Here is a 24,763-nt window from a genome sequence, read left to right as displayed (position 1 = left end):
TATCACATCTTCACACTGAAGGTTTTGTACCACTCGGGCTCGCACTGGTCAAAATCTGAATGGTCTGCTGCAATCATATTGAGCCTTGAGATCATCTGATCCATCAGATGCGGTGTTTCTCTTTTCGTCCAGACAACGGCGGAAAAGATGCTCATTGCCGCATAGAGGCTGTAAAGCGTCCAAAAATCATTCGGAATGCCGTCTTTAAAGTACCCGTCAATCTGTCCTGCTGAAAAGGGAACACTTACTTCCCGGCTGAACAGGGCCACTTTATAAAAATCATGATAAGGATCACCAAAATCATGGCGGTTAAAGTCAATACAGCCCGCATATTTCCTGTTTTTCACAATAAGATTTGCGGGATGGAAATCATCGTGCTGAAAAGTGCGCGGACGGCCTTTGAGCAAGTGAAGATGTTCATCAATAAATTGACCGGCACAGCCGCCATACTCAAGCTGGATGTTAAGCCTTTTATATGCGTCCGAATATCGCTGATGCTTGGCAGAGGCGGCCTCATACCATGTGTGAGGCGCAGGCGGCGCGGGAATCGTATGCAGCGCACGCAGCTCAAGGCCGGCCTCAAAGCCTATCTCGTACTGCTCCCTGACTGTAAGAATAGGAAGAACGCCCAAAGCTTCCTCACCCTCAATATACCGGACGATCATATAGCAGATATTCAAAGGTTCAATGATTCCGAAATCAACAGGGACTGACGTCTGAATACCCCTTTTTTCAGCTTCTTTCAGCATGTCATATTCTTTTAGCTTAGAAGCCTGCTGATTCAGATCTGCCGTGCGAATGACATATTTTTTTCCTTCTTCGTCCACCGCAAGATACTTTTTATCGTATGAGAATCCTTTTTCTATTTTATGAATGGCCTTGAAGCTGTCAAAACAGCGTTCTAATTCCAGTTCCATACCCATCCCCCTGTCCTGAAAAAAACAAGATTTCTCTCATATGTTACCATATTCAAAGACAGGAGGCTGTTTAGCACGAACACTGAAAGTGAGGATCAGTCATGCACGCTGAAGTACAGAATTACTTTTCAAGAGCAAATATTAACCACCTGGCAGATATGGTTCTGCTGCGCAAGAAAATCCTTGCCGCCCTTCCGTCTGCGGAGGAGGGCTTTCAATACGGATTCCCTGTCTATTCGCTCTCGGGCGAACCGGCTGCAGGCTTTGCAAGCCGGGAAAAAGGACTGATGTTTTATTTAATGGACCCCGGAATCGTTGCCCCTTATCATGAAGACCTTGCAACGAGAATCACGGGAAAAACCTGCATCATCCTGAAAGAAAACTCTGATACGCCTAAGAGCATCATCCTCGACTGCATTGACCGCATGCTCGCCGACGTAAGAAGCAAACACCTTTCCTAGCTGCGGCACCGCAGTTTTTTTCCCGTTTTCAGACAACATTGTGCCATAATGTTCCGCTTCTGCGGTATAGCTTAAATAATCGGGATTTAGTATGATGGTAGAATGAAACGTTTAGAAAGCAGCGGAGGGTTAAAAAGAACATGAGTTTACTTACAATTGATAAATTAAGCCATACGTTTGGCGACCGTACTTTATTTAAAGATGTATCCTTCAGGCTTCTTCCGGGGGAGCATGTAGGCCTTGTCGGAGCGAACGGCGTCGGGAAATCGACGCTGATGAACATCCTGACAAAAGAATTGATCCATGACACAGGAAAAGTGGAGTGGACACCCGGTGTTCACTACGGATACCTTGACCAGCATACGGTCCTGTCAAAAGGGAAAACAATCAGAGACGTATTAAGAGACGCATTCCTGCCTCTGTATAAAAAAGAAGAAGAGCTAAACGAAGTTATCGCGAAGATGGGAGATGCCTCTCCTGAAGAGCTTGAAGATCTTCTTGAACAGATGGGGGAAATTCAGGATCACCTGGACGCCGGAGGCTTTTACTCGCTTGATATGAAGGTGGAGGAAGCAGCACGCGGGCTTGGCCTTGATGCCATCGGACTCGACCGCGACGTATCAGCGCTGAGCGGCGGGCAGCGGACGAAGGTTCTCCTTGCAAAGCTATTGCTTGAACAGCCTGAAGTGCTTCTTCTCGATGAGCCGACGAACTACCTTGATGTTGAGCATATAAACTGGCTCAGCAATTACTTGAGAGAATATCCGCATGCATTCCTTTTGATTTCGCATGATACGGAATTCATGAACGGGATTGTTGATGTTATTTTCCATTTTGAATTCTCAAAACTGACGCGCTACACAGCAACTTATGAAAAATTCCTGGAGCTTGCGGAAATCAACAAGAACCAGCACATTAACGCGTATGAGAAACAGAAGGAATTCATTAAAAAACAGGAAGATTTCATCGCTAAAAACAAAGCGCGCTATTCCACGACCGGACGTGCAAAAAGCCGCCAGAAGCAGCTTGACCGCATGGAGCGGATTGACCGTCCTGAGACAGCGATGAAACCGACATTTGAATTTAAAGAGTCTCGCGGAAGCAGCAGGTATGTTTTTGAAGGAAAAGACGTCGAAATCGGCTATACGCAGCCTCTGCTGCCAAAACTGACGATGACGATCGAACGCGGGGAAAAAATCGCAATCGTCGGCTGCAACGGGGTCGGAAAATCCACCCTGCTGAAAACGATTTTAGGTAAAATCAAGCCTCTCGGCGGATCGATCCAGCTTGGAGACTTCCTCTATCCTTCTTACTTCGAGCAGGAAGTAAAAGCGGAAAACATTACACCGATTGACGATGTATGGAGTGCATTCCCGGGCCTTGACCAGCATCAGGTACGCGCGATGCTTGCCCGTGTCGGCCTGAAAAATGAACACATTTCCCGTCCGCTTAATCAGCTGAGCGGAGGCGAACAGGCAAAGGTGCGCCTGTGCAAACTGCTTCAGAACGAATCAAACTGGCTGCTGTTTGACGAGCCTACGAACCACTTGGACGTAACAGCCAAAGAAGAGCTGAAGCGGGCCATTAAAGCATACAAAGGGACCGTTGTCCTTGTCTGCCATGAACCTGACTTTTATGAAGACTGGGTCACAAAGGTCTGGAACGTAGAAGAATGGGCGGAGCAGGCTCAATCATAAGAACAAAAGCGGAAGCGCCTTGGTCAGATCCGATAGGCAGATAAGAATCCGGCGGAAAAGTCCGGGTTTGACTTTTTTGACGGATTTGTTCTGACAGAGGATCTAGGCGCTGGAGCTGGACGAGGTTATCCACAGCCTATTACTTTTATAATTTCTTTAACACCAAACAATCCGGCACATCGGTGTGCCGGATTGTTTGTATTTTATAAAACAGCCAAAACGCTCGTGCAAGCAATGATTTCCTGTCAGTCAGCTGCAGTAAAGCGGGCTTATGAGCAAGTTATACTTTCACAGACTCCTGCACGGCAGCCTTCGGGTGAACATCAAGGCTTCCTGTATACTCAACCGTGCCGATTTCGCAGTTTTCACCGATGGAAATATCCGTTCCCCTGACAAGCTTCGCTTTTGTATTCTGAAGGCGGACCGAATCTCCTTCAATGACCTCTGTGTGAAGATAAGGCTCTGAATTCATAAAACGGAACAGGCGGCGGAAGAGATTAAATGATTTTTCGGCACTGACGGTAATTGTTTCGCCGCCGATTTCTTTCACTTTTGAATAGTGATCAACGCAAATTTCAATCTGATCCGCACTAAGCAGTCCTCCGACATGGATCACTCCGCTTGAACGGAAGCTCTCTGCTTCACAGTCTTTTGATGCACTCAGCAGTCCGCTTACTTCCACTCGCTCAGCTTGAATCTTTCCCATCACTTTTGCAGATCCGTTCACTTTAAATTCCCCGGCCGTCAATTCTTTCAGTAATTTTGCAGATCCGTTCACCGTAAATTCTTCAGCAGAAACCGTTTCCTCAAACTTTGTGCTGCCATTCGTTTTAAGAAGCTTTGTTTCAATCTTCCCCTTCAATGTTGAAGATCCGGAGATTTTAATCTGCTCTGCAAGAACAGAGCCTTCCACTTTTCCGGAACCGTCAATCTTCAGGCTTTCGCATTCAACATCTCCGTGGATCTTGCCGCTTCCGCTTATTGATACATGCTCATACTGGCCGCCGCCTGCAGAACCGGATCCATTTATTTTTAAATCATGCCGTTTCGTTGCCTGTTCCATTTTTCCCCATCCCCTTATTATTAAATGGTCGAAAGCCGTTTTTTCAACTGATTAACTTTGTCTTCCAAATTGATCCGCACAAGCAGTTCCGCTTCCGCAATTACCTCAGAAGGCGGGCTGATGATCACCCACATGGTGACCCCGTTCTTTTCAAATCCAACCAGTTCACTTGTTTTATGTTCAGCTTCCATGTACCTGCCCGACAGAAATTCAAGCAGTTCTCTGCACTGACCATCATTGAGCTTTACCCGGAGGTCTTCTGCGAGTGAAAGAAAAAGAATAGAGTGGAAATCATAACTTTCCCCTCGGAACAGATCTCCAAATGCTTTCAATGTCTCAGGCTTCAGAAATTTTACGAGAAGGTCTTCTTTAAGAGTCACTTCCGCAGGCTTCGGGGAAAAAAACGCCGACAATTCGTCAAGCGAATACTCATCTTTCATTCCTTTTATCGCTTCCACACGTTCAAGCATCTTCTCCTTAGGAAAAAACGTCTCCTGTCCGGTGAAGCTTGATTTCTTTATAAACCATTCTTCAGGAATGATGTTTTTCCTCTTCCATCTGTAAAGCTGTCCGTAAGAAATTCCGGTTGCATCAAGCAGTTCTTTTTTCGAAATAACCTCTTGTTCCACTAAAATCCCCCTTTCGTAAAACATTGTTACGCTGCCTAGTTTGAATGTAACATAACATTGTTACGTTGTAAATAACTTTAGTGGAATTTTTTTGAAAGTCTGAAAGGCTGCTCTGGCGCAGTTTTACTAAACTGCTTTTAATCGAGCAAATTCTCCACAAAAAAATAACGGAATCCGTCATCTGGATTCCGTCAGTTCATAGCTGTCCCAAGAGCCTGTTCAGACAAATTGATCAAGTCAATGTCTTTTTGATTAATTCCATAGAGCAAAAGCAGGGATAGTGTATAGATTCCTTTAAATCTCGCAAGTTCTGCAGTTTCGGAGCTCACGTCACCGTATATCTCAAAAAACACCTTTCTTGCATGTGGTGTGAAAAATCCGTAAACCGCTGAGAGATCAACTGCCGGATGCCTGATATGAAGATCTCCCCAATCAATTACACCTGAAAGGGAACCTTCTTCGTCTACGAGAACATTGCGTATGTGCAGATCCCCGTGTACCAGGCAATGGCAGCTGTCCTGCTTCAGAGGCTTCCGTTTTTCCACATACGTTTTCAGCCGCTGTACAATTGGACTTTCCGGAAGGTGATCACTTAGCTTAGCCGCGGTCTCCCTCATCATTGGGATGCGCTTGTTCATATTAAGTCTTCCAAGTGTGTCCGGCTCAGCACCGGATTTTTTGGCTGTCTCAACAGGGATGCCGTGCAATGCTTTTAAGAAATACGCTAGCTTTTGCGCATTCCGGTTTTGCTGTTCCCCATTCCATTTAACCGGCGTTTTTCCAGGTAAATGCCTGTAGCCAAGGTATGGCCATTTATAGCCGCATCCGGAGTTTCCGCTGAATAAGGGGACTGGAACAGCTATTCCAAGATCTGAGAGAAGAGGAAGCACGCCCTCCTCTGTCTTCAGCAGGTCAACCGCTATATCTCTCCGCGGAAACCGGAAAACGTACTGGCCGTTCACTTTGAACACCGTATTGTCAAATCCATACCCCAGCAGCTCGGCATGAACCGGATGCAGCTCAGGAAAATCCTTTGATATGAGCTGTTCTGCCTGATCGGCTGTAACAGTCTGGTCCGGTGACCATGGATTTGCCATTGTTATCGCCTCGTTTTGCGGCGCGGCTGACCTCTGTTTTCTTTTTCAGGACGATATACCTGATCTTTGTTTTTCGGCTGTGAGGTGTATTCAGAGGAAGGAATATCAATCACTTGCCTTGGCAGCTTCATGCCGATACCCTTTTCAACCGTATTCAGGTCGTCCATATCTTTTGGAGCGGCGAATGTAATCGCCATACCGTCTCCTCCGGCACGTCCTGTTCTTCCAATACGGTGGATATAGGTTTCTGCATCTTGAGGCATATCATAGTTATAGACGTGAGTAATTCCTTCTACGTCAATTCCGCGTGCGGCAACATCTGTTGCGACCAGATATTGAATTTTAGCTTCTCTGAAAAGCTTCATGACTTTTTCTCTTTTAGCCTGGGAAAGATCTCCGTGAAGCTCTTCTGCTTCATATTTCCGCGCTTTCATTGCATCAATGAGTCTGCCGGCCCTTATCTTTGTCCGGCAGAAAATAATGGCAAGGAAGGGCTGCTGCTCGTCAAGAAAGCGGAACAGGGCTGCCTGTTTGGCTCTGTCATTCGTTTCAATAACAAGCTGATTGATTTTTTCGACCGTAACCTTTTTTTCCTGCACCGTGATTTCTTTCGGGTTCGACATGTATTGTCTGGAAAGCTCTTTCACTTTTGGCGTGATCGTGGCTGAGAAGAGCATCGTCTGGCGGGACTGGAAGGTTTGGGATACGATGTCTTCAATATCTTTGTGGAAGCCTGCGAGCAGCATTTGATCCGCTTCGTCAATGACAAGCATGGAAACGCCTGATAGATCGATGGTCTCTCTGCGGATGTGGTCAAGAATTCTGCCAGGCGTTGCAACTGCAATGTGAATGCCGCGGCCAAGTTTTTTTATCTGCCTCTCAACATCCTGTCCTCCGTAAACGGCGAGGATGCCGAATCCTCCAAGTCTGTCTGTCAGCTTCTTAATTTCCGCCGTTATTTGAATGGCAAGCTCTCTTGTCGGGGCAAGAATGAGTGCCTGCATTTCATTCCGCTCCACCTCTATTTTTTCAAGAATCGGAAGGACGAAAGCAAGGGTTTTTCCCGTTCCTGTCTGTGCTTTTGCAATGATATCCAATCCTTCAAGTGCAGCAGGAATTGTTTTTTCCTGTATGGGTGTCGGTGCTGAGATTCCTTGGCGTTTAAGGGCGGCAGCTGTTTCTTCTGAGATTCCTAATTCTGAAAACGTCATTCTAATTTAGTTTCCTCTCTATTCTCCGTCTTTTCTTAGATTCTTATTGTACACTTCCGGACTGGTAAATAAAACAGCAGCTATTTCCCAGAAAATATCAGGATCTTTTTACAGCTTTCATTTTAAGCCCGTTTTTCACACGCAATGAGACAAGCGGTTCAGGCTGAAGCCTTTCGTCAGGAGAAATGAGTTCAAGCTTGTATTTCCTTAAAACCGAGGCAGAGATTAAGACAGCCTCCATCATGGCGAACTGGCTGCCGATGCAGCCTCTTGACCCTCCTCCAAATGGAAAAAAGCCGTACAGGGGAATTTCTTCTCCGCTGTCCTTTGAAAACCTGCCTGGATTAAATGTTTCGGGGTCACTGAAGAATGCCGGATTCCGGTGCATAACATACGGACTAATAAGAAAGATAGACCCTTTTTGAAAGTGGGTTCCTGCAATTTCAACATCCGTTTTCGCTTCCCGCAGGATAATCCATGCCGCAGGATAGAGTCTGAGCGTTTCCTGCACCACCTGCTGCGTGTAGGGAAGGGCCTTCATCGATTCAAAAGACAGCTGTCCCACATCCTTTATTTCTGCCAGCATCCTTTCTTCCACTTGCGGATGCTTGGCCAGGACAGCAAAAATCCACGTCAGTACGTTTGCGGTCGTTTCATGGCCGGCTATTAAGATCGTGACAATTTGATCTCTCAGCTCTGTTCTTGTCAGCGGCTCTCCATTTTCATCCGCTGCCTGAAAGAGGAGGCTGAGCAAATGACCGCTGTCCTGATTGTTCTCGCCCTTTTCAATAAGCAGATCTGCCAGCTCATCCAGGGTTTTTACACCGCGCTTATATTTTCGGTTTTGCGAAGTGGGAAGAAAATCAGGCGGCGAAAAAGGAGTCAGAAGAGAATTGGCCGTTTTTTCAATAATATCGCTTACCGCTGATGCGACAGGATTTGTTTCGTTACTCAGCCTTTCTCCAAACATGGTTTGAACGATAATCCGAAGAGTCAGATTCATCATATCCTCATGAATGGATCTTGTTTCTCCATCCCTGTAAGAAGAAAGCAGTTCTTCCGTCATGGAAACAGCTGTATCTGCATACTCCGCAACTTTCCGTTTATGAAAAGACGGCTGCATGAGCTTTCGCTGACGCCTGTGCACTTCTCCTTCACTCGTCAAAACACCGTTTCCAAGCGTTTTTCCCAGAGTTTTTGAAGAAGAGCCTTTTACAAAAGCCTCCTCTTTTAACGTCAGGATCTGTTTGACAGCTTCTCTTGAATGAATGATATAGGATGTATTTTTTGACCTGGGGTTAATGGCGACAATTTCTCCGAGAGTATGTGTTTTGTATAAAAATTCAAGGGGATCTTTGCGGAATTTGAGGTAGTTCTGCAGCTGGGTTCCCGGTATTTTAGCAATCATCAGAAAATCCTCCTATTTGATTGATTATATGACCAGTATACAGCAGAACGCTGCTTTCCCGGGAGAAAGAAGCGTCCCCAAGAGAGAGTTCTATTGTTCTCTGTTAAAAGGTAGTATAATATGAATGAATGATTAAAAAGGAGGATGTCCCATGTCCGAGAAAAAAATGACCCTTCAAGAGGCGATTAAACAAAAGCTTGAAAGCAAAAAACAGGCACAGGCAAACGGCCAGGCCGGCGCTAAAGGTTCAAACCAGACCAAGAGCATGAAAAGCCAGGTGTCAAAGAAAACAAATAATCAGCGCAGAAGAATGGGCGTCTGATGAACGGCCAGAACAGGGAGCACGTTAAGCCCGGCATGTCCGTTCAAATTGTATTAAAGCAGGACCAGCGAAGCGGCAAGCTTACGCCTGGCATCGTAAAAGACATTTTGACAAATTCCCCCTTTCACCCTCACGGCATTAAGGTAAGACTTCAGGATGGACAAGTTGGAAGAGTCAAGTCAATCGATGTTAAATAAGTGTCTCGTTTGATCATATGGATCATAGATGAGAACATAGACAGTCAGCTGCCCTTCAATGACTTCTATCTTTTGTGAGAGCTGAAAGCCAAAATGTTCGTAAATACGGACATTTTCAAGTGTCTCTGTCTCAAGAACGCAGAATGTTTTTTTGCTGTCAGCTTCCTTGAGCGCAGCCCTTATCATTCTGCTCATAAATTTTTGGCCGCGACAGGCCGGATCTACTGCTACCATGTCTATGACTAGATGTGGTTTTTGTTTTTTATAGATGGCCATTTTCGCAGTCACGGAGGATAGTTTCTGCGCTTTGCGTATAAATGGGATCAGCGGAACATCCCTGATAAGGAGAAGACTTCTTAAAACGGTTTTAATGATGGCTCCACATAATACAAAATAGGAAGCAGCTTTATCCGTTCTTCTGACTGCAAAAATTCCTTCAACCTTATCAGACGTCACATAAACATCACTGACGGCAGCCACGATTTCCACTGTTCCTTTGTACACGTTTTTAAGGATTTTTCTTCTCTTTTTTTCATCTGGAAAAAGATAAATGAACAAGGGGTTGCTGTGAAACGACTCTGAAAGCATCATGGCAGCTTTATCTCTGTGTTTCTTTTGAAAGACAATCAGCTCTTCATACATTTTCAGCCCTCCCTGTAAGAATATATGCTTTCTTGCACAAAAAAAGCTAACGTTTCAAGGTTAGCTTTTTCTATTTATTCATTTTTTCCAAAAACCCGCCAATCAGGTCATCTGCGGTTTCCTCTTTCTCTTCTTTCTCAGTGGATGCAGCTGTTTCCTGAAGGGCTTTTTCCCAGTCAAAATCATCGAGGCCCTGATTAGGATCGAAATCCTCTTCTGGTTCTGGATCTGAGTCCGGACGCACACTCGGCACTTCCTGCAGATAGAGCGCCTCGTCAATATCCAGCGATTTGCTCGTAAAGGAGGCAAGCAGGGAAGCGGCTCTTACCGGATCTGCAAGGATCTGATAAACAATGCTGCCAAGCAGCGCTTCAGAGTGTTCATGCTTGATCCAGTCCTTTTGAGCTTTGCTGAGCTTTTGCGGAATGGGGATGGTGATGCTTTCTTTGTCTTTGACAAATGAATCACTGACGCCCTGTGTGACGAATTCCGCAATTTTGCTTGAGAAATTCCTTTTTTCTGTCTCTTTCAGCTTCTGAAGCTGTTTGATAATATGCTCAGGGGTATCTGAGGGGATGCGGAACGTGATCGCCTGTCCCCTCTGAATGCCTGATGAACCGCCCTTATTCATATAACCACCCTATTTATTTGGCAGTAGCTGCTTTTTTATCTTCATTGCTTTTATCTTTGTTTTCCTTGCGGTAAAAATCAAAAATCAACTTGTAATAAGCATTTGCCATCATCCAGATGCTTTCATTTTCATCTTCAAAGAAGTCGATATTGTAGCCATCCAGATTGTTGTTCAGTGTTTTAAGGTAATCTTTCAGCACAACGGCTCCTCCGCCGACGAAGTAGCAGATCTCAGTCTGAGAGTTCTTTTGCCATACATTGCGCAAGTGACGGTATTGCTTTTTGGCAAGGTCAAGAAGGATGCGGTCTGTAATGTCATGGACGCTTGTGCGGCTTCCTCTTACATAAATGTGGTTGCGGTCCTGTTTTTTCGTAATAATCTCGACTACATCACGGCGGCTGTCAAGCTCTACACCGTGCTTAGTGCGGATTTCCTCACGGATCGCTTCAAGTGATTCAACAACACCGAGGTTAAAGCCCTGTGCTTTGTCGTCATCCACGTTGCGGTTTTTAATCACAGCGATATCTGTCGATAATCCGCCGATATCCTGAATGATGATGCGTTTGTCTATCAGATCTTTATTAATAATGTTTAAGTCTTTATCCATCACAAGGTTAATGTAGGCAGCAAATCCTTCAGGATAAACTTTCACTTCATCAAACTTGATGTTGACCTTCAACCCCTGGTATTTAGGTGTAATTAAAAATTCAACCTGATGCACATTCCCAAGAAGCTTTGAACGATAGCCCACATCTTTTCCTTCTTTTGCTTCTCTCAGCGGAAGGCCGGTTCCGAGCGTGTAGTTGGCATCGATCACTTTGTTGTTTCTGCGGAACACTTTTTCATTTTCAGGCTTCACGGCATCAAGAGCAATAGAAGCAAAGAGCATAATAAGAGTCTGGTCTTCTTCTGATTTGCTGCTGCCTGGATCAAGCTCAGAAGCATTGTCGCTTTTTGTCGCAAGAGAACCTACGCGGTAAATCGCATTGTTGTCTTTCAGGGCAGGGGAGTGCACTCTAATATGAATGCCGTCCAGCGGATCTTTGCTGTCCAGTTCTTCAATTCCAATAACAGGGCGGTCTTCAATATCCCTTGCGATCACGTTTGGTATGTATAGTTGAGATTCGTATTTTCCAAAGATTGCTTTTACGGCATCGTTGCCGACATCAATTGCTGCAATTCTAGATTTCGTCATATCAGTCATTCCTTTCCTTTCATGAATTAGTATAAAAATCCAATCACTTAAAGAGTATTAAAGATTGCCAGATTCGTCAATAGAAGAAGGAAGATTACAAATACGTATACATGTAAACAATTTCGTTTACAATCGCACACAAAAACGTATACAACCGTTACAAATTGTACACACCCTTATATACCAACATGCGTACACATTTGTACACTTGTAAACATTATTTGTATACAATAGATTACATTTTGTTTACAAGTAAACAATTAGTGTATACATGTAAACACTCCAAGATTCGATGCTGATAGAATGTCCGGAAAAACGGGTATTCACACAGTCGAATTTCAGCGAAACATGCTGCCAAAAAAACAGGATTTTAACCGGATGCTGTCGAAATAAACAGTTTCAACAAGAAAGAGGAGAGCAAATATGCCGTCAACATTTCCATTGATTGAAACTGACCGGCTCAGACTGAGAAGCATCGATCAGTCTGATGCTGAACAAATCTATCAAACCTTTTCAAAAGAGGAAGTAACAAAGTATTACGGAATGAATGCTTTTAAGACGAAAGAGGAAGCAGAGGCCCTGATACACAGCTTCAAGCTTGGCTACCAGTCAAACAGGCTCATACGCTGGGGGATCGAGCTGAAAGACTCCGGCACATTGATAGGCACGTGCGGGTATCATTCCCTGTCCCCAAAATACAAGCGCGCTGAAATAGGCTACGAGATTTCACGTGACTACTGGAGAATGGGCTACAGCATAGAGGCGATAAAGGCGATTTTGTCCTTTGGCTTTGAAAAAATGGGGCTGATTCGCGTTGGGGCTGTAGTCATGATTGCAAATACACCATCCAGAAGCGTTCTTCAAAAGCTTGGCTTTAAAGAGGAAGGAAGACTGAGAGATTATATTATTCAGGATGAAAAACCTTATGACGTGATCATGCATTCTATCCTGAAGGAAGAATGGCAAAAAAGCGGATTCCAGTAAGGATACCGCTTGATCACAATGGCTTTATTTCTGACTGGGGCGGCTGTTCAAACCACCCTCGCCGAATCATCAGCTGTGTGCCATCTTCCGTAAAGAGCATAATATCTTTCATTATCAGCAGATAATGGGCAGCTACATCCCTTCTCATCGACAGAGATAAACTCCGTCCAATTAGAGATATGGCGGCGCCTGTTGATGCTGTAATCATGAACATAATCAGCTTTTCAGAAAAAGGGCAAACCTCTGAATCCGTAACCTCAAGCGATACTGGAATCGTTCCCAAATGACCTTCTTTCTTCAGCAGAAGATTAAAGACATCCACCTGCTTTTCAGCGAGCTTCTTAGCCCTTATCAAGTAGTTTTTGACTTCTTTATCTTTCATGGATTGAAGGAAGCCCTTAAGCAGCAGAATACCGATATAGTTGCGCTCGATAATAAAAAACGCTTCGCCAAGTTCAAACGAATTAAGCGGTCTTCTTTCACCAAACCAGCCGGTCAAATAGGAATTGTTTTCAACATAATGCAAACTGTCAGGATAGGTCATTTTCGGCGGACGGTCATAAATCCCCTTAGAGAGCATCAAATCTACGGACATTTTGTACAAGCCTGTTACTTTCTGCTGCGCTTGAATAAAAAACGCAAGCAGATCTGTCCTGGCAACATTCGTAATGAGGGTAGAGACGCTGACAAGAGTAAGCTGGCTTGTCCGGTACACATAACTAAGCGCGTAAAGATCTGTATATAAGGGCGGTGCAGACAAATCCACGTCTGCATCTGAAAACCCGTCTGGAACAGGATAGTTTTCACCCTCTAAAAAGCGTTTTACCGTTTCCAGGTTAGATGCCGAAAGCTGCATCGCTTCTTTAACTAAAGGGGCAATTTCCTCGTCCTCCATATGGACGATAAAATGCTTTAAAAAGCATAAAGATGCACTTTCCTGCATATGCGTCGTCCACAATGCGGAGATTTCAGGAGTTGTTAAGTTAATATTGTGATGAACCATGTGCAGTAATCTCCCCTGTACCGGATTTTTTATTACTATTTCGTAAAAGCATTTATTTTATGCGAAAATAAAGCCGGTCTTAAAGACCGGCTCACCGTTTTTCTATAAACACCACTTTTAAATAATTGCCTTCTTTGTACTCTTTGATTGTTTTAAAATCAGCCGGAAGAGAGAATTCCTCAAGTATCCTGTATGATTCACCCGTTTCTTTAAACGCCGTTTCAATAAACCCTTTAAACTTCTTCATAGAGAATGTACTGCAGTTTGTGGAGGCAACGATGACTCCTTTATCTGAAGTCAGAGCAATCGCATCCTTCAGCAGATCTTTATAGTCTTTCGCAGCACTGAAGGTAACCTTTTTTGACCTTGCAAAGCTCGGGGGATCAAGAACCACCATATCGAACTTCAGCTTTTTCTTCACGGCATACTTGAAATAGTGAAACACATCTTCCACGATGATATCCTGTGCTTCATAATCAATGCCGTTAATGCTGAACTGCTCGATCGTTTTACTCATGCTGCGGTTCGCCAGGTCTACGCTTGTTGTTTTAACGGCTCCTCCGAGTGCTGCATAAACAGAAAAAGCACCCGTATAAGAAAAGAGATTCAGCATTGTTCTTCCTTTTGCGTATTGATCTCTGATCGCTTTTCTGACCTCTCTCTGATCCAGAAAGACACCCACCATGGCTCCATCGTTCAAATACACTGCAAACTTAACGCCGTTTTCCTTCACGATCAGTGGAAACTCGGGCTGTTCTCCTTCCACATAGCTGTCTTCATCCACCACTTGGCCTTTAGTATCAAACCTTTTTTTCTGATAGATGCCTGCAGGTTCAGCGTACTTTTTCAGAGCATCCAGAATGGCTGTCCTGAACTGATAGATGCCTTTGCTGTACCATGTCAGCAAGTAATAGCCGTTAAAAACATCAATGGTTAATCCGCCAATGCCGTCACCCTCACCGTTAAACACGCGAAAAGCTGTCGTATCCGTGCTTTCGAACAGCTGCTTTCTGTAAGAGAGGGCGGTTTTTAGTTTTTCATCAAAAAAGGCCTGGTCAATGGGTTCACCTTCTTTGTGAGTCAGGATCCAGCCCGCTCCTTTATTCTGCCTGCCATAATAGCCCAAGCCAATAAACTGGCGCTGCTCATCAAGGAGCCTGATTAATTCCCCTTCTTCTTTCAGAGCGGAGGGATCTACAAGAGCATCTTTAGGGATAAGCGGATTGCCGCTTTTCATTTCATCTGCGTATTTTCGTTTGATCAAAATGGTTTTTTCCATAGCATGTTCCGTCCAATCTTTTGTGAATTCTTTTACCCATACTACATGAAAGTCCGGTCACTTGCCAGAATGCCCGAAGTAGGCCCCTAAAAAGAATTTTCAAACAAAATGTTTCTTTTTAAAAAAGCCGGGGAATAACAACGAATAGAAACAGCAATACACAAAACCACACTGAAAGGATGAATGAAAATGGGCATTATTTTATACTTAATCGTCGGCGGTTTAATCGGCTGGCTGGCAGGAGTTATTTTAGGGAAAAACGTTCCGGGAGGCATTATCGGAAACATCATTGCAGGGATCATCGGAGCATGGATCGGCGGCGAACTTCTTGGTTCATTCGGTCCTTCATTAGCAGGAATCGCGATTATTCCGGCATTGCTTGGAGCAATCATCTTCGTATTCTTGTTAAGCCTTATTCTACGCTCAATGCGTAAAACAGCATAACATGAGACCTGGCATCCGCTGACTGCGGGTGCTTTTTCTATGGAAAAAAGCATAAATAAAAGGCCCTGCCTGAGCAGGACCTTATATGCATCAATAAGTTGTGCGTCTTCCTTTACGCTTGTTCAGCATCTTTTTCACAATCGGATAGACGATAGGTGCATATTTAATTGCTTTTCTAATTAAATTCTTCAAATCGATCTCCTCCTCTTTCTGATTAGTTTCCCATTTTGGCTTCTTAATAAACGCTTCAAGCCTCAAAGTAGAGGTGGTAGTGATTTCTGCAGCCCGGGTTAAAGTCCGATTTGCAGGAAGGGCATTCATACCCGCTTTCCATGTATTCGTTTATGGTGAGCTCGTGATGGCAGTTTCCGCAGAAGATGGCTTTTGTATCAAACTCTTCCTTTTTCCAAACTTCATGAGCATGACCTGACAGCTCGCTGTGACACTCAAAGCAGGCATAATAGATCCCGCAGCATGTAAATTTGATGGCAATGATATCTTTTTCGGAAGAATAGTGGCTGCATCTTGTATTGCGGTCAAGATCAACACCCTTAATGTTCATGTATGCTTCACGCTCCTCAGAATGGCTTACAGGGAGTGGTAATGGGTTGTGCAGGCCTTTTCCTTTACCGAAGAAAAGAAGATCAGGAGAATGCCCTGCAGCGCCCTATGGAATCATCACGATTTTCCCTGTGCTTTTTCTGCTTTCAAGCAGACGGTGGGCATCAGCACCTTTGTTTAATGGAAAGGTAGCGGGATCTGCCAGGGCAATTGATCCGGAGGTAATCCATTGAAACAGCTTGTTCGACCGTTTTATACGTTCATCCCGGGAAGTAAGAACGTTCCATAGATCTCCGCCGGTCAGTGTTTTGGAGGTATCCATGAGCATCCTTGGATCGATGTGGACAGGATCTCCTCCTGCCATACCGTAGAAAACAACTGTGCCTCCGGTTCTTACTGCCTTAAAGCTGTCCATAATTGTGGACCCGACGGATTCATAAACGACGTCAGCACCTCTCCCCTTTGTTGCGTCCAAAATTTCCTGCACCCAATGATCACTGTATAAAAAGGCATCTTGCGCTCCCATTATCTTAGCAACCGCTGCTTTTTCAGGGGTCGAAACAAGGGCTATTACCTTTCCGCCAAGTAAACGAATCATTTGAGTAAGAAGCTGGCCCACACCCCCTGCAGCTGCATGTACGACGCAAACATCTCCTTCTTGAACGGCATAGCTGTCTGAGGTTAAATACTGGGCTGTCAGTCCCTGCAGCAAAACACTTGCTGCTGTTTCAAAAGAAATATCTTCTGGTAAAGGGATGACTTTATCTGCAGGAGCAGCAGTCAGTTCTGCGTTTGAATAGGGAACATCCGCAAAGCCGACGCGGTCACCTTTGCTTATATGAGTAATGTTGGAGCCGGCTTCCTCTACAATTCCTGCTCCTTCATAGCCAAGAATAAAAGGCGGGGAGCCTTCTAAGTGGTAATTTCCTTTTCTGCGGTAAACATCTGCAAAGTTTAAGCCGACAGCCTTCATTCGTATGAGTACTTCGTCGGGGCCAATGACCGGTGTCTCAACATCTGCCATCTCGAGAACCTCAGGTCCGCCGAACTGATTGAATACTAATGCTTTCATAGGGTCAATCCTCTCTGTTCAACTGTTTTCTACAGTGTACCAAATTCTGAAGCCATAAAAAAAGACAGCCGTATTACCGGCTGCCTCTCAAATTGTCTGCTTTTTTGCTTTGTGTCATTTTAGGAATCAGAATTCCGATGATAAGCAAAACCCCCACTGCAATCAGAAGGATATATGTCATCAGCAGTCCTGTGTTCCCGCTTTGCTGCTGTTCTTCGCCAGTGCTGACTGTCCCTGACGCCTGGTCTGTGCTTTCTGAGAACAGCCCCATTTGCTCCGCTTTGGATTTAATGGTGTTGTTCTCTTTTGTGTATTGAGTGAAAAGGCGGTCTTTCAGTTCATCCTCAGCATCTCTTCCGGGTTTTTGAAAGGTTAAACTTTTTTGTTCTTCCGGAATTTCTTTTCTTTTTTCATAGAGACCTTTTTCGTGAAGGTACTCTGTGTTTTCCTTGCGCTCTTTTTCTTCATAAATATTCGGGTCAAGCTGATTGAGATCTGTCTCAGCAAGTGCTGATGCCCCGCCCGATAAGACGAGGGCAAGCAGCAGAATCGCCGCTGAGAGTGTTCTACATTTCATGCGCATGATCCTGATCAGCCGGTTCATTTGTGTTTTTAAAAGCATTGACGACAAACGGCAGAATGGTCAGGACAAGGATGATGCCTGCGAGTACAAGTATCCCTTGAGTAAACAGGTTTTCAGCATCGTATTGGATTGAAATATACACTTTCGACATTGGATCTTCGTAGTTGAAATTCGGCGCAGCCAGTGCAAGCAGCGGGCTTACAAAGAATGCGACAAGTCCTACGCTTGCAACCCAGCCTAAGAAATTGCTGAACAGGAAAGCCGTCCGGACAACTGTTGAGGCGGCGAATACAAGCAGAATGGTGAAAATGGACCACTGGATCGCCCGTTCATTCGTCAAGGTGTAAATATTCAGACCAAATACACTGATAATCAGCCCTACAAGGAGGTTCAGAAGTGTAAACATGGAACCTCTGACAAGCATCGGAGCCGTTTTGAAATAGTTGCTGAAGTAGCCGATCAGCAGACTGCTGATTAAAATAATGACCAATATCACGACAGGAGGAACAGCTTTCGCCTGCGCTGCCGGTGCATCTCCGCTGATTTGAAGCGGATTTGCAAGGTGTTCGTAAACATAGCCGTTGTTCTGTCCGTCTACAAATGTGTTGCCGAGGATGCTGAACACATCATCCCTTACAAGCTGGGTAGACGCTACGTTTGTTGACCACTTTTCATTCAGGACATCGGCTTCGGACTGAACCTGATTCACTTTTTGCTGAAGGTCGTCTGTACTGCTGACAACCGTATCCTGTCTCTCGCCAAGTGAATTCACAAGCTCTGTCATCATCGCGATTTCCTGTCCAATCGTTTGCTGATTGGAGACAAGTGTCGTTCCATCCGAGTTTTCAAGAGGCATTCTTGAAGTTGTATCGCCTGATTCCTGAACCTGGCTGAGAACCTTTGCTGCGCTCTCTTCCATCGCAATAAGATCTTCAAGGATGGCTGACTGCTGCGTCTCAAGCTCTGCACTGTATTCATCCATGAAAGCAAGAGCTGATGCCTGGAGGTCTTCCATTTGCTTTTCTGATTCGGGAAGTTCCTGATTCAGCTTATCCCATGCTCCCTGCTCCTCTGAATTAATGGACAGGATGGTATTGATTTTCGTCTTTTGCCATTCATCTGAAAGCACGGCATCTTTAGCCGGTACTGAAGGGTTGTTTAATCTCGAAACGGCTGCTTCATATTGAGCAAGAACCGTGTGGTAGCTTAATACTTCATTCATTGAACCGTTTTTGATCGGTTCATTAAAGATTGCTTCCAGCTTTTGTTTTCGTTCAGCCGGCAGGGCGTTTAAAACCGCCTGTTCCTGGGAACGGATGGCTGCTGACCCTGAATTAACGTTATCGCTCAGCTTTTTCAAGCGTTCTTCAAGTGCCGTGATCTGCTCCTTCAGAAGCTGATTTTCATTGAAAAGCTCAGTATTTTTAACAAGAAGGGCATTGTATAGCTCTAAAAGCTTGTCATACTCGCCTTTCCATGAGTTTTCACTCTCTTTAGCCTTTATGGCCTGTTCGACTTCAACAAGCTGGGCAGAAAGGCCGTCTAATTGGCCGATGACCTCATCCACTTGAAGGGGTCTAGGCTCAGGCACCGTTTCAAGAAGGGCTTTCAAGATTTTCAGCTGTTCAGATATGGCAAGAATCTTAGCCCGCTCTTCTTCCATATTGGACGCGTTTCCTTCACCCGGTTCTCCAGGCTGAGGCGTTTCTCCGCCGTCCCCTGGAGGCTGTTCTCCCCCGTCGCCCGGTTCTTCTTCAGAACTTCCGCTTATCGCCTGCCTTAGAGGAATAAGCTCTCCTTCAAGACGGTTCAGCGTATCCTGATTTTCTTTCAAGATAAACATGTCTACATAATCATTATGAACAGCCGCAAGCTCTCTTTCCTGGCGCTCTGTCTGGCTGAGTCTTACATTCCCGAGGTTTTCGGCTGCAGCCTGATTTTGATCAAGCTTCTGCTGCATCGTCGTCATATCAGAAGCAAGCTTGTCTCCTTCCGTCTGAAAAGCAGCCTGTGCCGCATCCTGTCTTTGATCAACATCAGATGTACCGCCCTGGATGCTTGTCAGGCTCTCCTCTTGAGCCAATGTCAGAAGCTGCTGCTGGTCTTCTTGATACGCTTGGTATTTCTCGACATATTCAACGAAAGCAGCAAGGCTTTTTTCGAATTGTTCAGCAGAATTCCTGCGGTCAGGATTCTCTTTTTCAGCCTGCTCAATTGTTGATTTCAGCTGTTCAAGCATTTGCTTTTGCTGCGTAAGTTCGCCGGCTAAATCTTTTGAGCTTGGCTTGTAAAAATTAAGCATGGCATTCTGAAACGCGATTTCTTTCTCAAGGATGCGGTCAAATTCCTGACGCACATTTTCCATGTCCTGAGACACATAGCTCCAGTAGAGAGAAGACATTTGTTTGTTTACGCGGTTTGTCGCGTCTTCAAGCTCGCGGAGCACTCTCTGTCTGTTTTCAGCATTCAGCTGGTTTTGAACGGTGTATTCAAATTCCGCTTTTGAAGGCTGCTGCTGATCATAGGTCAGAATGTTATTTGAAAAGTTGGAAGGAATATAAATAACGGCATCATATTCTCCGTTTTTCAATCCGTTGACAGCCGCGCTTCTTCCAAGAATCGTCCATTTATATTGCGACTCATCATCAAGGATTGCTGCGACTTCTTTTCCGAACTGGACAGGCTCCGAATCGGACTTTTCTTCCTCTTCGACTTTTTCCGCTCCCGTATCTTCATTGACAACGGCAATATTACGGGTCGCATTTTCTCTCACTTCAAGAGGGTTGTCCCCGATAAACTGAAAGAAAAGCGCCGGCACTGCAAGAATCAGCAGCACCGCAGCAATCATTTTTATCGTATGTTTTCGTTGATCTGTCATGTGTAGATCTTCCTTTCAATGGCGCAAAGAGGAATTTGAATCTTCGTTTCTTTGCCATTTTCCACATAGTATCCAAATCCAGGGTGAATTTCGCTTTCTTTTCTGCTGTATGGCAGAGTATACAGCGTTTGCTCTGATTTTTTCATCAGGATCAGAGCCTGTCTGATTTGCTTGATTTCCGTCGTAAAGGAATCAAATCCTTTTGTCAGTTCATTGTTGTTGCCGGAAATAATGACGTTAAATCCAAGATGGCTGTAGTTTTTCATAAAACGGGACAGTCTTTCCTGAAGCATGCTGTCAAGCGACTGCTGGAATCTTGCATATCCGTCGACAACGAGCATCACAGGCGAGAAGGCCAGATTGTTTACCACGCCCTGCTGGATTGCGGTCAAATAAGTGCTTTCTCTTTCTTTGAAAAGCTCTTCTGAAGCATCCAGCCATGCTGTAATCTGCTCTTTTGTATCAATGTAGGATATTTTTTCCTCAGAGGCATAGCTCGAGAGCCCGCGGTCAATCGAATCAAACACCCCGATTGAATCTGTTGCCTGAAGAAGCGCCGTATTAAGCACAACCTTGAGGACATTCGTTTTGCCTTTTTGTGTCTGGCCAATTATGACGCAGTGCTTCGTTTTGGCCAGATTGATGCTGACAGGCTGGACATGCTCCTCGTCCAGTCCTATTGGAATGACTCCTGTTTTTTGAGAGCCGTCTGTAAATTGAGTGAAATTGACCATGGAAAGCTCTGCAGGAAGCATAGGAATCGGACGCGGAAGTTTCGCTCCGCTGTATTTCTCTTTCAGCATGCTGATGTCTTCCTTGATGGCATCGAGAAGCTCGTAATCATCCCTGCCGTCAGCAGGAAGGAACATTTGAGAGAAGAACACCGATTCTTTTTTGATGATGGCCCTGCCCGGAACCGGTTCAGGCGCAAATGGAAGTTTGCCCACTGCCATATAGGTTTCGGTCGTATCCATCAGGTAGTGCAGAATTTTGGTCTTCATGCTGTTCATCAGCGACTGGCGCATCGATTGAACTCTCGTAGCCGTGAAGATCATATAAATGCCGAGTGACTGGCCGTCACGCGCAAACTGGATCAGCTGCGCCTCGAGCTCCTGCATTTCTTCCTTGACCAGATCAAAATTATCAATGGTGATGTACATAAGAGGCAGTTTATGACTGCTCAGGGAGTTGTACATCTTGATGCTGCTGACTTCCTGCTGCTGGAACAGCTGCTTTCTGCGCGAAATCTCATCGCGCACGATCCGCATGAACTTATCGATTTTCAGCTCCTGATCAAGCTGGAAATAGTCGGCCGTATGCGGCAGCTGTCTCAGCGGCAGAAGCGTTCCATTGCCGTAGTCAATCACATAGAAGTGTGCTTCTTCAGGACTCAGCTTTGATGCAATGCTCATTAGAAGAAGCATCACGGTGTGGGATTTTCCGTAGCCCGATGAACCAAAAATGGCCACGTTGCCGTCGTCCATCAGCTGATACGCAACCGGTGTCTGACTTTGCTTTTCAGGCTCATCCACAAGCCCGATGAAGATTTCATGCTGATCCTCTGCGCCGTACTGATGGCGCGAGATTCTTGCTTCGAGTGGAGGCAGCCACGGGCTTCTGAGCTTTTTGATGCCCATTTGATGCTGCAGCGCCTCAATTTTATCGACGATCACTTCAATTTCAGACTCAGAGTCCTTCTTGCTTTGTTCAGCAGACTGGAGGTTTGATAGCGGCTGAAGACCTAAATCCGTTACGATTGCCACCTCATCCTCTGATTCTGATGTTTCCTCGAGATAAGGCGCTCCTGACCATGCAGACTGGAACAGCTCGTACACTTCGTTGTTTCCGACCTGCAAATAGCCGCGGCCTGTAATCGTAATGGAGGCTGCATCTGCATTTTTCAATATCTCTTTACTGTCGCTTGCATCTTGAACTTTCAGCGCCACGCGGAATCTTGCGTTGCTCCAGATTTGATCATCAATGACCCCGCCCGGTTTTTGGGTTGCGAGAATCAGATGGACACCGAGGCTCCGGCCGATGCGGGCTGCACTGACAAGCTCGCGGATAAAATCAGGCTCTTCGCTTTTCAGCTCGGCGAATTCGTCTGAGATCAAAAATAAATGCGGCAGCGGCTCTTCCGCCTGATTACGCTTGTAAAGCGTCGTGTAGTCGTTGATGTGATTGACCTGATACTGATCAAACAGCCTCTGGCGGCGCTTCAGCTCGCTCTTGATGGAAGCAAGAGCACGCGCGCTGAAATTTTTGCTGCCTTCTATATTTGTAATCGTTCCGAGCAGATGAGGCATATTTTTAAATGGCTGGGCCATTCCGCCGCCTTTATAGTCAATAAGCAGAAATGCCACTTCATGCGGATGGAAATGAACCGCAAGAGACAGGATGTAGGTCTGAAGGAATTCACTTTTCCCTGAACCGGTCGTTCCCGCAAGCAGTCCGTGCGGTCCATGGGCCTTTTCATGAAGGTTCAGTTCTACGACATCTTCCTTCCCTTTAAGTCCTACCGGAACAGCCAGGGACTTTGCTGATTCCCTCGTCAGCCAGTTCTGCTCAATCGGAAGCTCGTCCACTTCTTTGACATTCACCATCTCAAGGAAGGACACGCTTTTCGGAATGGAATTTGTCATGCCGATCTGGTGATCCAGCGTTCTCAGCATCCTAGCAAAAGATTCATTGCCTTCCCGTTCATGCGAATCGAGCCTGAACGGAATGGAGGCCGCTTTTTTCTCCTGAATGAGAATATCGCCTTCCTGGTCGTTCACATAGCGGACAAGCGTGTGAATGTTGTCTGAAAGACTTTCTTTCGCCTCAGCCGCAAAAATAACCGAAATCCCTAGATGAGAGAATTCACCCTCAAGATATTCCAGAATGACATGGTCTGAGATAAGCTGCTGATTGGTGATGACGAAAATCAGGTGCGGGGCAAATCTCGTTTTCTCATTTTTTTCTTCCAGATCGCGCTCTCTCAGAATTTCATAAATGGATGTGAGCAGCTGATCCCTTGTCTGTTCGTTGTAGATCATGCCCTTGGCATAGGCATGAGGCAGCTGAAAATGCGGGAGCCATTTCATCCATTCCCATGTTTTGTATTCTTTTTCGTTGAATATAAAGACGAAGCGGACATCATGGTAGCTCTGGGAAAAAGCGAGCTGTCCGATCAGCTGGTGAAGCTCCTTTTTAATAACGGCTTCCTTCCCGATCAGCCCCATCGCTCCCTGTGAAAGATCCACACTTACAGGCACGTCGCGCACCTCTTTGTAAACCTTCTCCATTTGCTGGGACTGTTCAAGCAGATCATCTACTTCACGGTTAGCCATATCGTTTGAGCTGAGTGAGATTTCATAGCTGGATTTAACCGTTCCAGTACCGATACGGAGCTCCAAAAAGTCCGTGCTCTCAGGCGTCCGCTCCCAAATTCTGTCGGAAAGCTGATGGGTCATGTACTTCATCTGCTCAAACGACGGAAAATGAAACGAGAGAACCTGGCGCTGCTTTTCCGATACTTCCTGAAGCTCGCGGCGCTTAGCCTCTAAATATTGTGTGTAAACGCGAAGTCTGCGTTCCTGACGTCTTTTCGTCGTGCTTTTATCTCTGAAATACTGCGCGGTTGATGTGATCAGGGTCATCACGAACATCACCATCGAAATGATGATGAAAATCCCCCGCGGCGCAACCAGCGCCACAATGCCCATTGCAATCATCATGACAAGAGGCGGAAGGATAATCAGCCACAGGCTGCGTGAGTGATCATCGCTCTCCTGGGAAGGGAAGGTGAGATTGACCTTTTCCTTCGGCAATTCATAGATCATCCGCGGCGTCCTGCGGTATATTGGATATTTTTTGCTCATTTCAGAGCGCGGTTTTTCCGTTTTCGGAAGGGAAGACTGAAAGCCTTCAAAGCTTGTCACTTGAAGAAGGTCCTCCTCCAGAAGACGCACCGTCATAAACGGCCAGAAGAGAAGGTCACCTGTCTCAAGCGGCGTGATGCTGTCGATTTTCCGGCCGTTCAAGTAAACCGTTTCATCACCCGGCTCGACCTTCCAGCTGCCGTTTGTCCGGAGCAGGCTCAGCTGGTTTTTTCCGAGTGCCGCTGACTGACTTTCTTTGAAAATGTGAGCGTCCCTGCTTACTGACGAAAACGTAACCTCTTTCTTTGAACCTATGAATCTTGTCTCTGAAACTTCTTCTGCTGCTGTGAAAAACACCGTCAGCTTTTCTCCGTTATCTTCAAAAACAACCGGTTCATCCGGTAATGTCGCGCCAATTTCCCGGTCTTCCTGGAGAATGGACAGACCGCTTCCGTTGTCCGGCTTTACAAGCTTAAGCGGGCCGGATGAAAACGGAAAATTTCTCACCGTCAATGTATGCTGGATATCAGGACCGATGGTAACCGGCCTGAATGATTCATCGTTCAGCTGAAGCTGCTGATAGGAATCCCCGTGAAAAACCCATAACGTACTCATGATTTCACCTC

22 protein-coding genes are annotated in these 24,763 nt (G+C 45.5%); 6 read left to right on the top strand and 16 right to left on the bottom strand.

Annotated features, from left to right (window positions below):
• Positions 1–2: 2 nt before the first annotated feature.
• The gene (locus tag MHB63_09615) at positions 3–917 is read right to left on the bottom strand and encodes an aminoglycoside phosphotransferase family protein (protein ID MEK3806784.1); all 915 of its coding nucleotides are present in this window, start codon (positions 915–917) and stop codon (positions 3–5) included.
• A 101-nt stretch (positions 918–1,018) separates the two neighbouring features.
• On the opposite strand from MHB63_09615, the gene MHB63_09610 reads away from it, so the two are divergent.
• Entirely contained in the window at positions 1,019–1,378 is a 360-nt protein-coding gene (locus tag MHB63_09610) for a DUF1801 domain-containing protein (GenBank protein MEK3806783.1), read from the top strand.
• Positions 1,379–1,518: 140 nt separating this feature from the next.
• On the top strand, positions 1,519–3,075 hold the full coding sequence (locus tag MHB63_09605; GenBank protein MEK3806782.1) for an ABC-F family ATP-binding cassette domain-containing protein: 1,557 nt from the start codon (positions 1,519–1,521) through the stop codon (positions 3,073–3,075).
• Positions 3,076–3,355: 280 nt separating this feature from the next.
• Here the strand turns inward: MHB63_09605 and MHB63_09600 are convergent, their stop codons facing one another.
• The 5 genes from MHB63_09600 to MHB63_09580 all read right to left on the bottom strand — a co-directional run bounded on the left by MHB63_09600 (position 3,356) and on the right by MHB63_09580 (position 8,483).
• On the bottom strand, positions 3,356–4,138 hold the full coding sequence (locus tag MHB63_09600; protein MEK3806781.1) for a polymer-forming cytoskeletal protein: 783 nt from the start codon (positions 4,136–4,138) through the stop codon (positions 3,356–3,358).
• Between the two features lie 20 nt (positions 4,139–4,158).
• Complete coding sequence (locus MHB63_09595) at positions 4,159–4,767, bottom strand: DUF4004 family protein (protein ID MEK3806780.1); 609 nt, start codon at positions 4,765–4,767, stop codon at positions 4,159–4,161.
• 191 nt (positions 4,768–4,958) lie between these two features.
• Entirely contained in the window at positions 4,959–5,864 is a 906-nt protein-coding gene (locus MHB63_09590) for a phosphotransferase (GenBank protein ID MEK3806779.1), read from the bottom strand.
• Positions 5,865–5,866: 2 nt separating this feature from the next.
• The gene (locus MHB63_09585; protein ID MEK3806778.1) at positions 5,867–7,075 is read right to left on the bottom strand and encodes a DEAD/DEAH box helicase; all 1,209 of its coding nucleotides are present in this window, start codon (positions 7,073–7,075) and stop codon (positions 5,867–5,869) included.
• A gap of 97 nt (positions 7,076–7,172) precedes the next feature.
• Positions 7,173–8,483 (bottom strand): cytochrome P450, encoded by a 1,311-nt coding sequence (locus MHB63_09580; GenBank protein MEK3806777.1) that lies wholly within the window; start codon positions 8,481–8,483, stop codon positions 7,173–7,175.
• A 151-nt stretch (positions 8,484–8,634) separates the two neighbouring features.
• Between MHB63_09580 and MHB63_09575 the strand changes: the two genes are divergently transcribed.
• Together MHB63_09575 and MHB63_09570 are read left to right on the top strand one after the other, a co-directional pair.
• Positions 8,635–8,805, top strand: coding sequence for a hypothetical protein (locus MHB63_09575; GenBank protein MEK3806776.1), 171 nt, complete (start codon positions 8,635–8,637; stop codon positions 8,803–8,805).
• Positions 8,805–9,002, top strand: coding sequence for a YwbE family protein (locus MHB63_09570; protein ID MEK3806775.1), 198 nt, complete (start codon positions 8,805–8,807; stop codon positions 9,000–9,002). Before MHB63_09575 ends, MHB63_09570 begins: the two co-directional genes overlap by 1 nt.
• On the opposite strand, the gene MHB63_09565 is transcribed toward MHB63_09570, so the two are convergent.
• The 3 genes from MHB63_09565 to MHB63_09555 form a co-directional block, all read right to left on the bottom strand.
• Positions 8,985–9,644, bottom strand: a complete 660-nt coding sequence (locus MHB63_09565; protein ID MEK3806774.1) for a GNAT family N-acetyltransferase — start codon at positions 9,642–9,644, stop codon at positions 8,985–8,987. The two genes, MHB63_09570 and MHB63_09565, sit on opposite strands and share 18 nt — an antisense overlap.
• Before the next feature lie 70 nt (positions 9,645–9,714).
• A complete protein-coding gene (locus tag MHB63_09560) occupies positions 9,715–10,275 on the bottom strand; it encodes a hypothetical protein (GenBank protein MEK3806773.1) in 561 nt (186 codons plus the stop codon).
• 13 nt (positions 10,276–10,288) lie between these two features.
• On the bottom strand, positions 10,289–11,470 hold the full coding sequence (locus tag MHB63_09555; GenBank protein MEK3806772.1) for a ParM/StbA family protein: 1,182 nt from the start codon (positions 11,468–11,470) through the stop codon (positions 10,289–10,291).
• Between the two features lie 423 nt (positions 11,471–11,893).
• On the opposite strand from MHB63_09555, the gene MHB63_09550 reads away from it, so the two are divergent.
• Complete coding sequence (locus MHB63_09550) at positions 11,894–12,454, top strand: GNAT family protein (GenBank protein MEK3806771.1); 561 nt, start codon at positions 11,894–11,896, stop codon at positions 12,452–12,454.
• 13 nt (positions 12,455–12,467) lie between these two features.
• Here MHB63_09550 and MHB63_09545 read toward each other — a convergent pair whose 3' ends face one another.
• Both MHB63_09545 and MHB63_09540 read right to left on the bottom strand, forming a co-directional pair.
• A complete protein-coding gene (locus tag MHB63_09545; GenBank protein ID MEK3806770.1) occupies positions 12,468–13,457 on the bottom strand; it encodes a DUF3231 family protein in 990 nt (329 codons plus the stop codon).
• Between the two features lie 91 nt (positions 13,458–13,548).
• Positions 13,549–14,736, bottom strand: a complete 1,188-nt coding sequence (locus MHB63_09540; protein MEK3806769.1) for a class I SAM-dependent rRNA methyltransferase — start codon at positions 14,734–14,736, stop codon at positions 13,549–13,551.
• 189 nt (positions 14,737–14,925) lie between these two features.
• Here MHB63_09540 and MHB63_09535 point away from each other — a divergent pair, with 189 nt between their 5' ends.
• Positions 14,926–15,180, top strand: coding sequence for a GlsB/YeaQ/YmgE family stress response membrane protein (locus MHB63_09535; protein MEK3806768.1), 255 nt, complete (start codon positions 14,926–14,928; stop codon positions 15,178–15,180).
• A gap of 247 nt (positions 15,181–15,427) precedes the next feature.
• Here MHB63_09535 and MHB63_09530 read toward each other — a convergent pair whose 3' ends face one another.
• The 5 genes from MHB63_09530 to essC all read right to left on the bottom strand — a co-directional run bounded on the left by MHB63_09530 (position 15,428) and on the right by essC (position 24,752).
• Positions 15,428–15,742 carry a CHY zinc finger protein gene (locus tag MHB63_09530; GenBank protein MEK3806767.1) on the bottom strand — a complete coding sequence of 105 codons (315 nt, stop codon included), beginning with the start codon at positions 15,740–15,742 and terminating at the stop codon, positions 15,428–15,430.
• Positions 15,743–15,847: 105 nt separating this feature from the next.
• Positions 15,848–16,813, bottom strand: a complete 966-nt coding sequence (locus MHB63_09525; protein ID MEK3806766.1) for a quinone oxidoreductase — start codon at positions 16,811–16,813, stop codon at positions 15,848–15,850.
• Positions 16,814–16,886: 73 nt separating this feature from the next.
• On the bottom strand, positions 16,887–17,390 hold the full coding sequence (essA, locus tag MHB63_09520) for a type VII secretion protein EssA (GenBank protein ID MEK3806765.1): 504 nt from the start codon (positions 17,388–17,390) through the stop codon (positions 16,887–16,889).
• A complete protein-coding gene (esaA, locus tag MHB63_09515; protein MEK3806764.1) occupies positions 17,380–20,274 on the bottom strand; it encodes a type VII secretion protein EsaA in 2,895 nt (964 codons plus the stop codon). Before esaA ends, essA begins: the two co-directional genes overlap by 11 nt.
• Positions 20,271–24,752 (bottom strand): type VII secretion protein EssC, encoded by a 4,482-nt coding sequence (gene essC / locus MHB63_09510; protein MEK3806763.1) that lies wholly within the window; start codon positions 24,750–24,752, stop codon positions 20,271–20,273. The genes esaA and essC overlap by 4 nt, the downstream gene beginning before the upstream one ends.
• Positions 24,753–24,763: the final 11 nt, after the last annotated feature.

The organism is Bacillus sp. FSL H8-0547 (genome assembly GCA_038002745.1).
In the GTDB taxonomy this organism is placed as follows: domain Bacteria; phylum Bacillota; class Bacilli; order Bacillales; family Bacillaceae; genus Bacillus_P.
This window is presented reverse-complemented; position numbering and strand designations above follow the sequence as displayed.

Excerpts from the sequence above, each read along its gene's own strand:
- MHB63_09615 (MEK3806784.1), bottom strand. The coding sequence starts at position 917 with ATGGAACTGGAATTAGAACGCTGTTTTGACAGCTTCAAGGCCATTCAT.
- MHB63_09610 (MEK3806783.1), top strand. The coding sequence starts at position 1,019 with ATGCACGCTGAAGTACAGAATTACTTTTCAAGAGCAAATATTAACCAC.
- MHB63_09605 (MEK3806782.1), top strand. The coding sequence starts at position 1,519 with ATGAGTTTACTTACAATTGATAAATTAAGCCATACGTTTGGCGACCGT.
- MHB63_09600 (MEK3806781.1), bottom strand. The coding sequence starts at position 4,138 with ATGGAACAGGCAACGAAACGGCATGATTTAAAAATAAATGGATCCGGT.
- MHB63_09590 (MEK3806779.1), bottom strand. The coding sequence starts at position 5,864 with ATGGCAAATCCATGGTCACCGGACCAGACTGTTACAGCCGATCAGGCA.
- MHB63_09585 (MEK3806778.1), bottom strand. The coding sequence starts at position 7,075 with ATGACGTTTTCAGAATTAGGAATCTCAGAAGAAACAGCTGCCGCCCTT.
- MHB63_09580 (MEK3806777.1), bottom strand. The coding sequence starts at position 8,483 with ATGATTGCTAAAATACCGGGAACCCAGCTGCAGAACTACCTCAAATTC.
- MHB63_09575 (MEK3806776.1), top strand. The coding sequence starts at position 8,635 with ATGTCCGAGAAAAAAATGACCCTTCAAGAGGCGATTAAACAAAAGCTT.
- MHB63_09570 (MEK3806775.1), top strand. The coding sequence starts at position 8,805 with ATGAACGGCCAGAACAGGGAGCACGTTAAGCCCGGCATGTCCGTTCAA.
- MHB63_09565 (MEK3806774.1), bottom strand. The coding sequence starts at position 9,644 with ATGTATGAAGAGCTGATTGTCTTTCAAAAGAAACACAGAGATAAAGCT.
- MHB63_09560 (MEK3806773.1), bottom strand. The coding sequence starts at position 10,275 with ATGAATAAGGGCGGTTCATCAGGCATTCAGAGGGGACAGGCGATCACG.
- MHB63_09555 (MEK3806772.1), bottom strand. The coding sequence starts at position 11,470 with ATGACGAAATCTAGAATTGCAGCAATTGATGTCGGCAACGATGCCGTA.
- MHB63_09550 (MEK3806771.1), top strand. The coding sequence starts at position 11,894 with ATGCCGTCAACATTTCCATTGATTGAAACTGACCGGCTCAGACTGAGA.
- MHB63_09545 (MEK3806770.1), bottom strand. The coding sequence starts at position 13,457 with ATGGTTCATCACAATATTAACTTAACAACTCCTGAAATCTCCGCATTG.
- MHB63_09540 (MEK3806769.1), bottom strand. The coding sequence starts at position 14,736 with ATGGAAAAAACCATTTTGATCAAACGAAAATACGCAGATGAAATGAAA.
- MHB63_09535 (MEK3806768.1), top strand. The coding sequence starts at position 14,926 with ATGGGCATTATTTTATACTTAATCGTCGGCGGTTTAATCGGCTGGCTG.
- MHB63_09530 (MEK3806767.1), bottom strand. The coding sequence starts at position 15,742 with ATGAACATTAAGGGTGTTGATCTTGACCGCAATACAAGATGCAGCCAC.
- MHB63_09525 (MEK3806766.1), bottom strand. The coding sequence starts at position 16,813 with ATGAAAGCATTAGTATTCAATCAGTTCGGCGGACCTGAGGTTCTCGAG.
- essA (MEK3806765.1), bottom strand. The coding sequence starts at position 17,390 with ATGAAATGTAGAACACTCTCAGCGGCGATTCTGCTGCTTGCCCTCGTC.
- esaA (MEK3806764.1), bottom strand. The coding sequence starts at position 20,274 with ATGACAGATCAACGAAAACATACGATAAAAATGATTGCTGCGGTGCTG.
- essC (MEK3806763.1), bottom strand. The coding sequence starts at position 24,752 with ATGAGTACGTTATGGGTTTTTCACGGGGATTCCTATCAGCAGCTTCAG.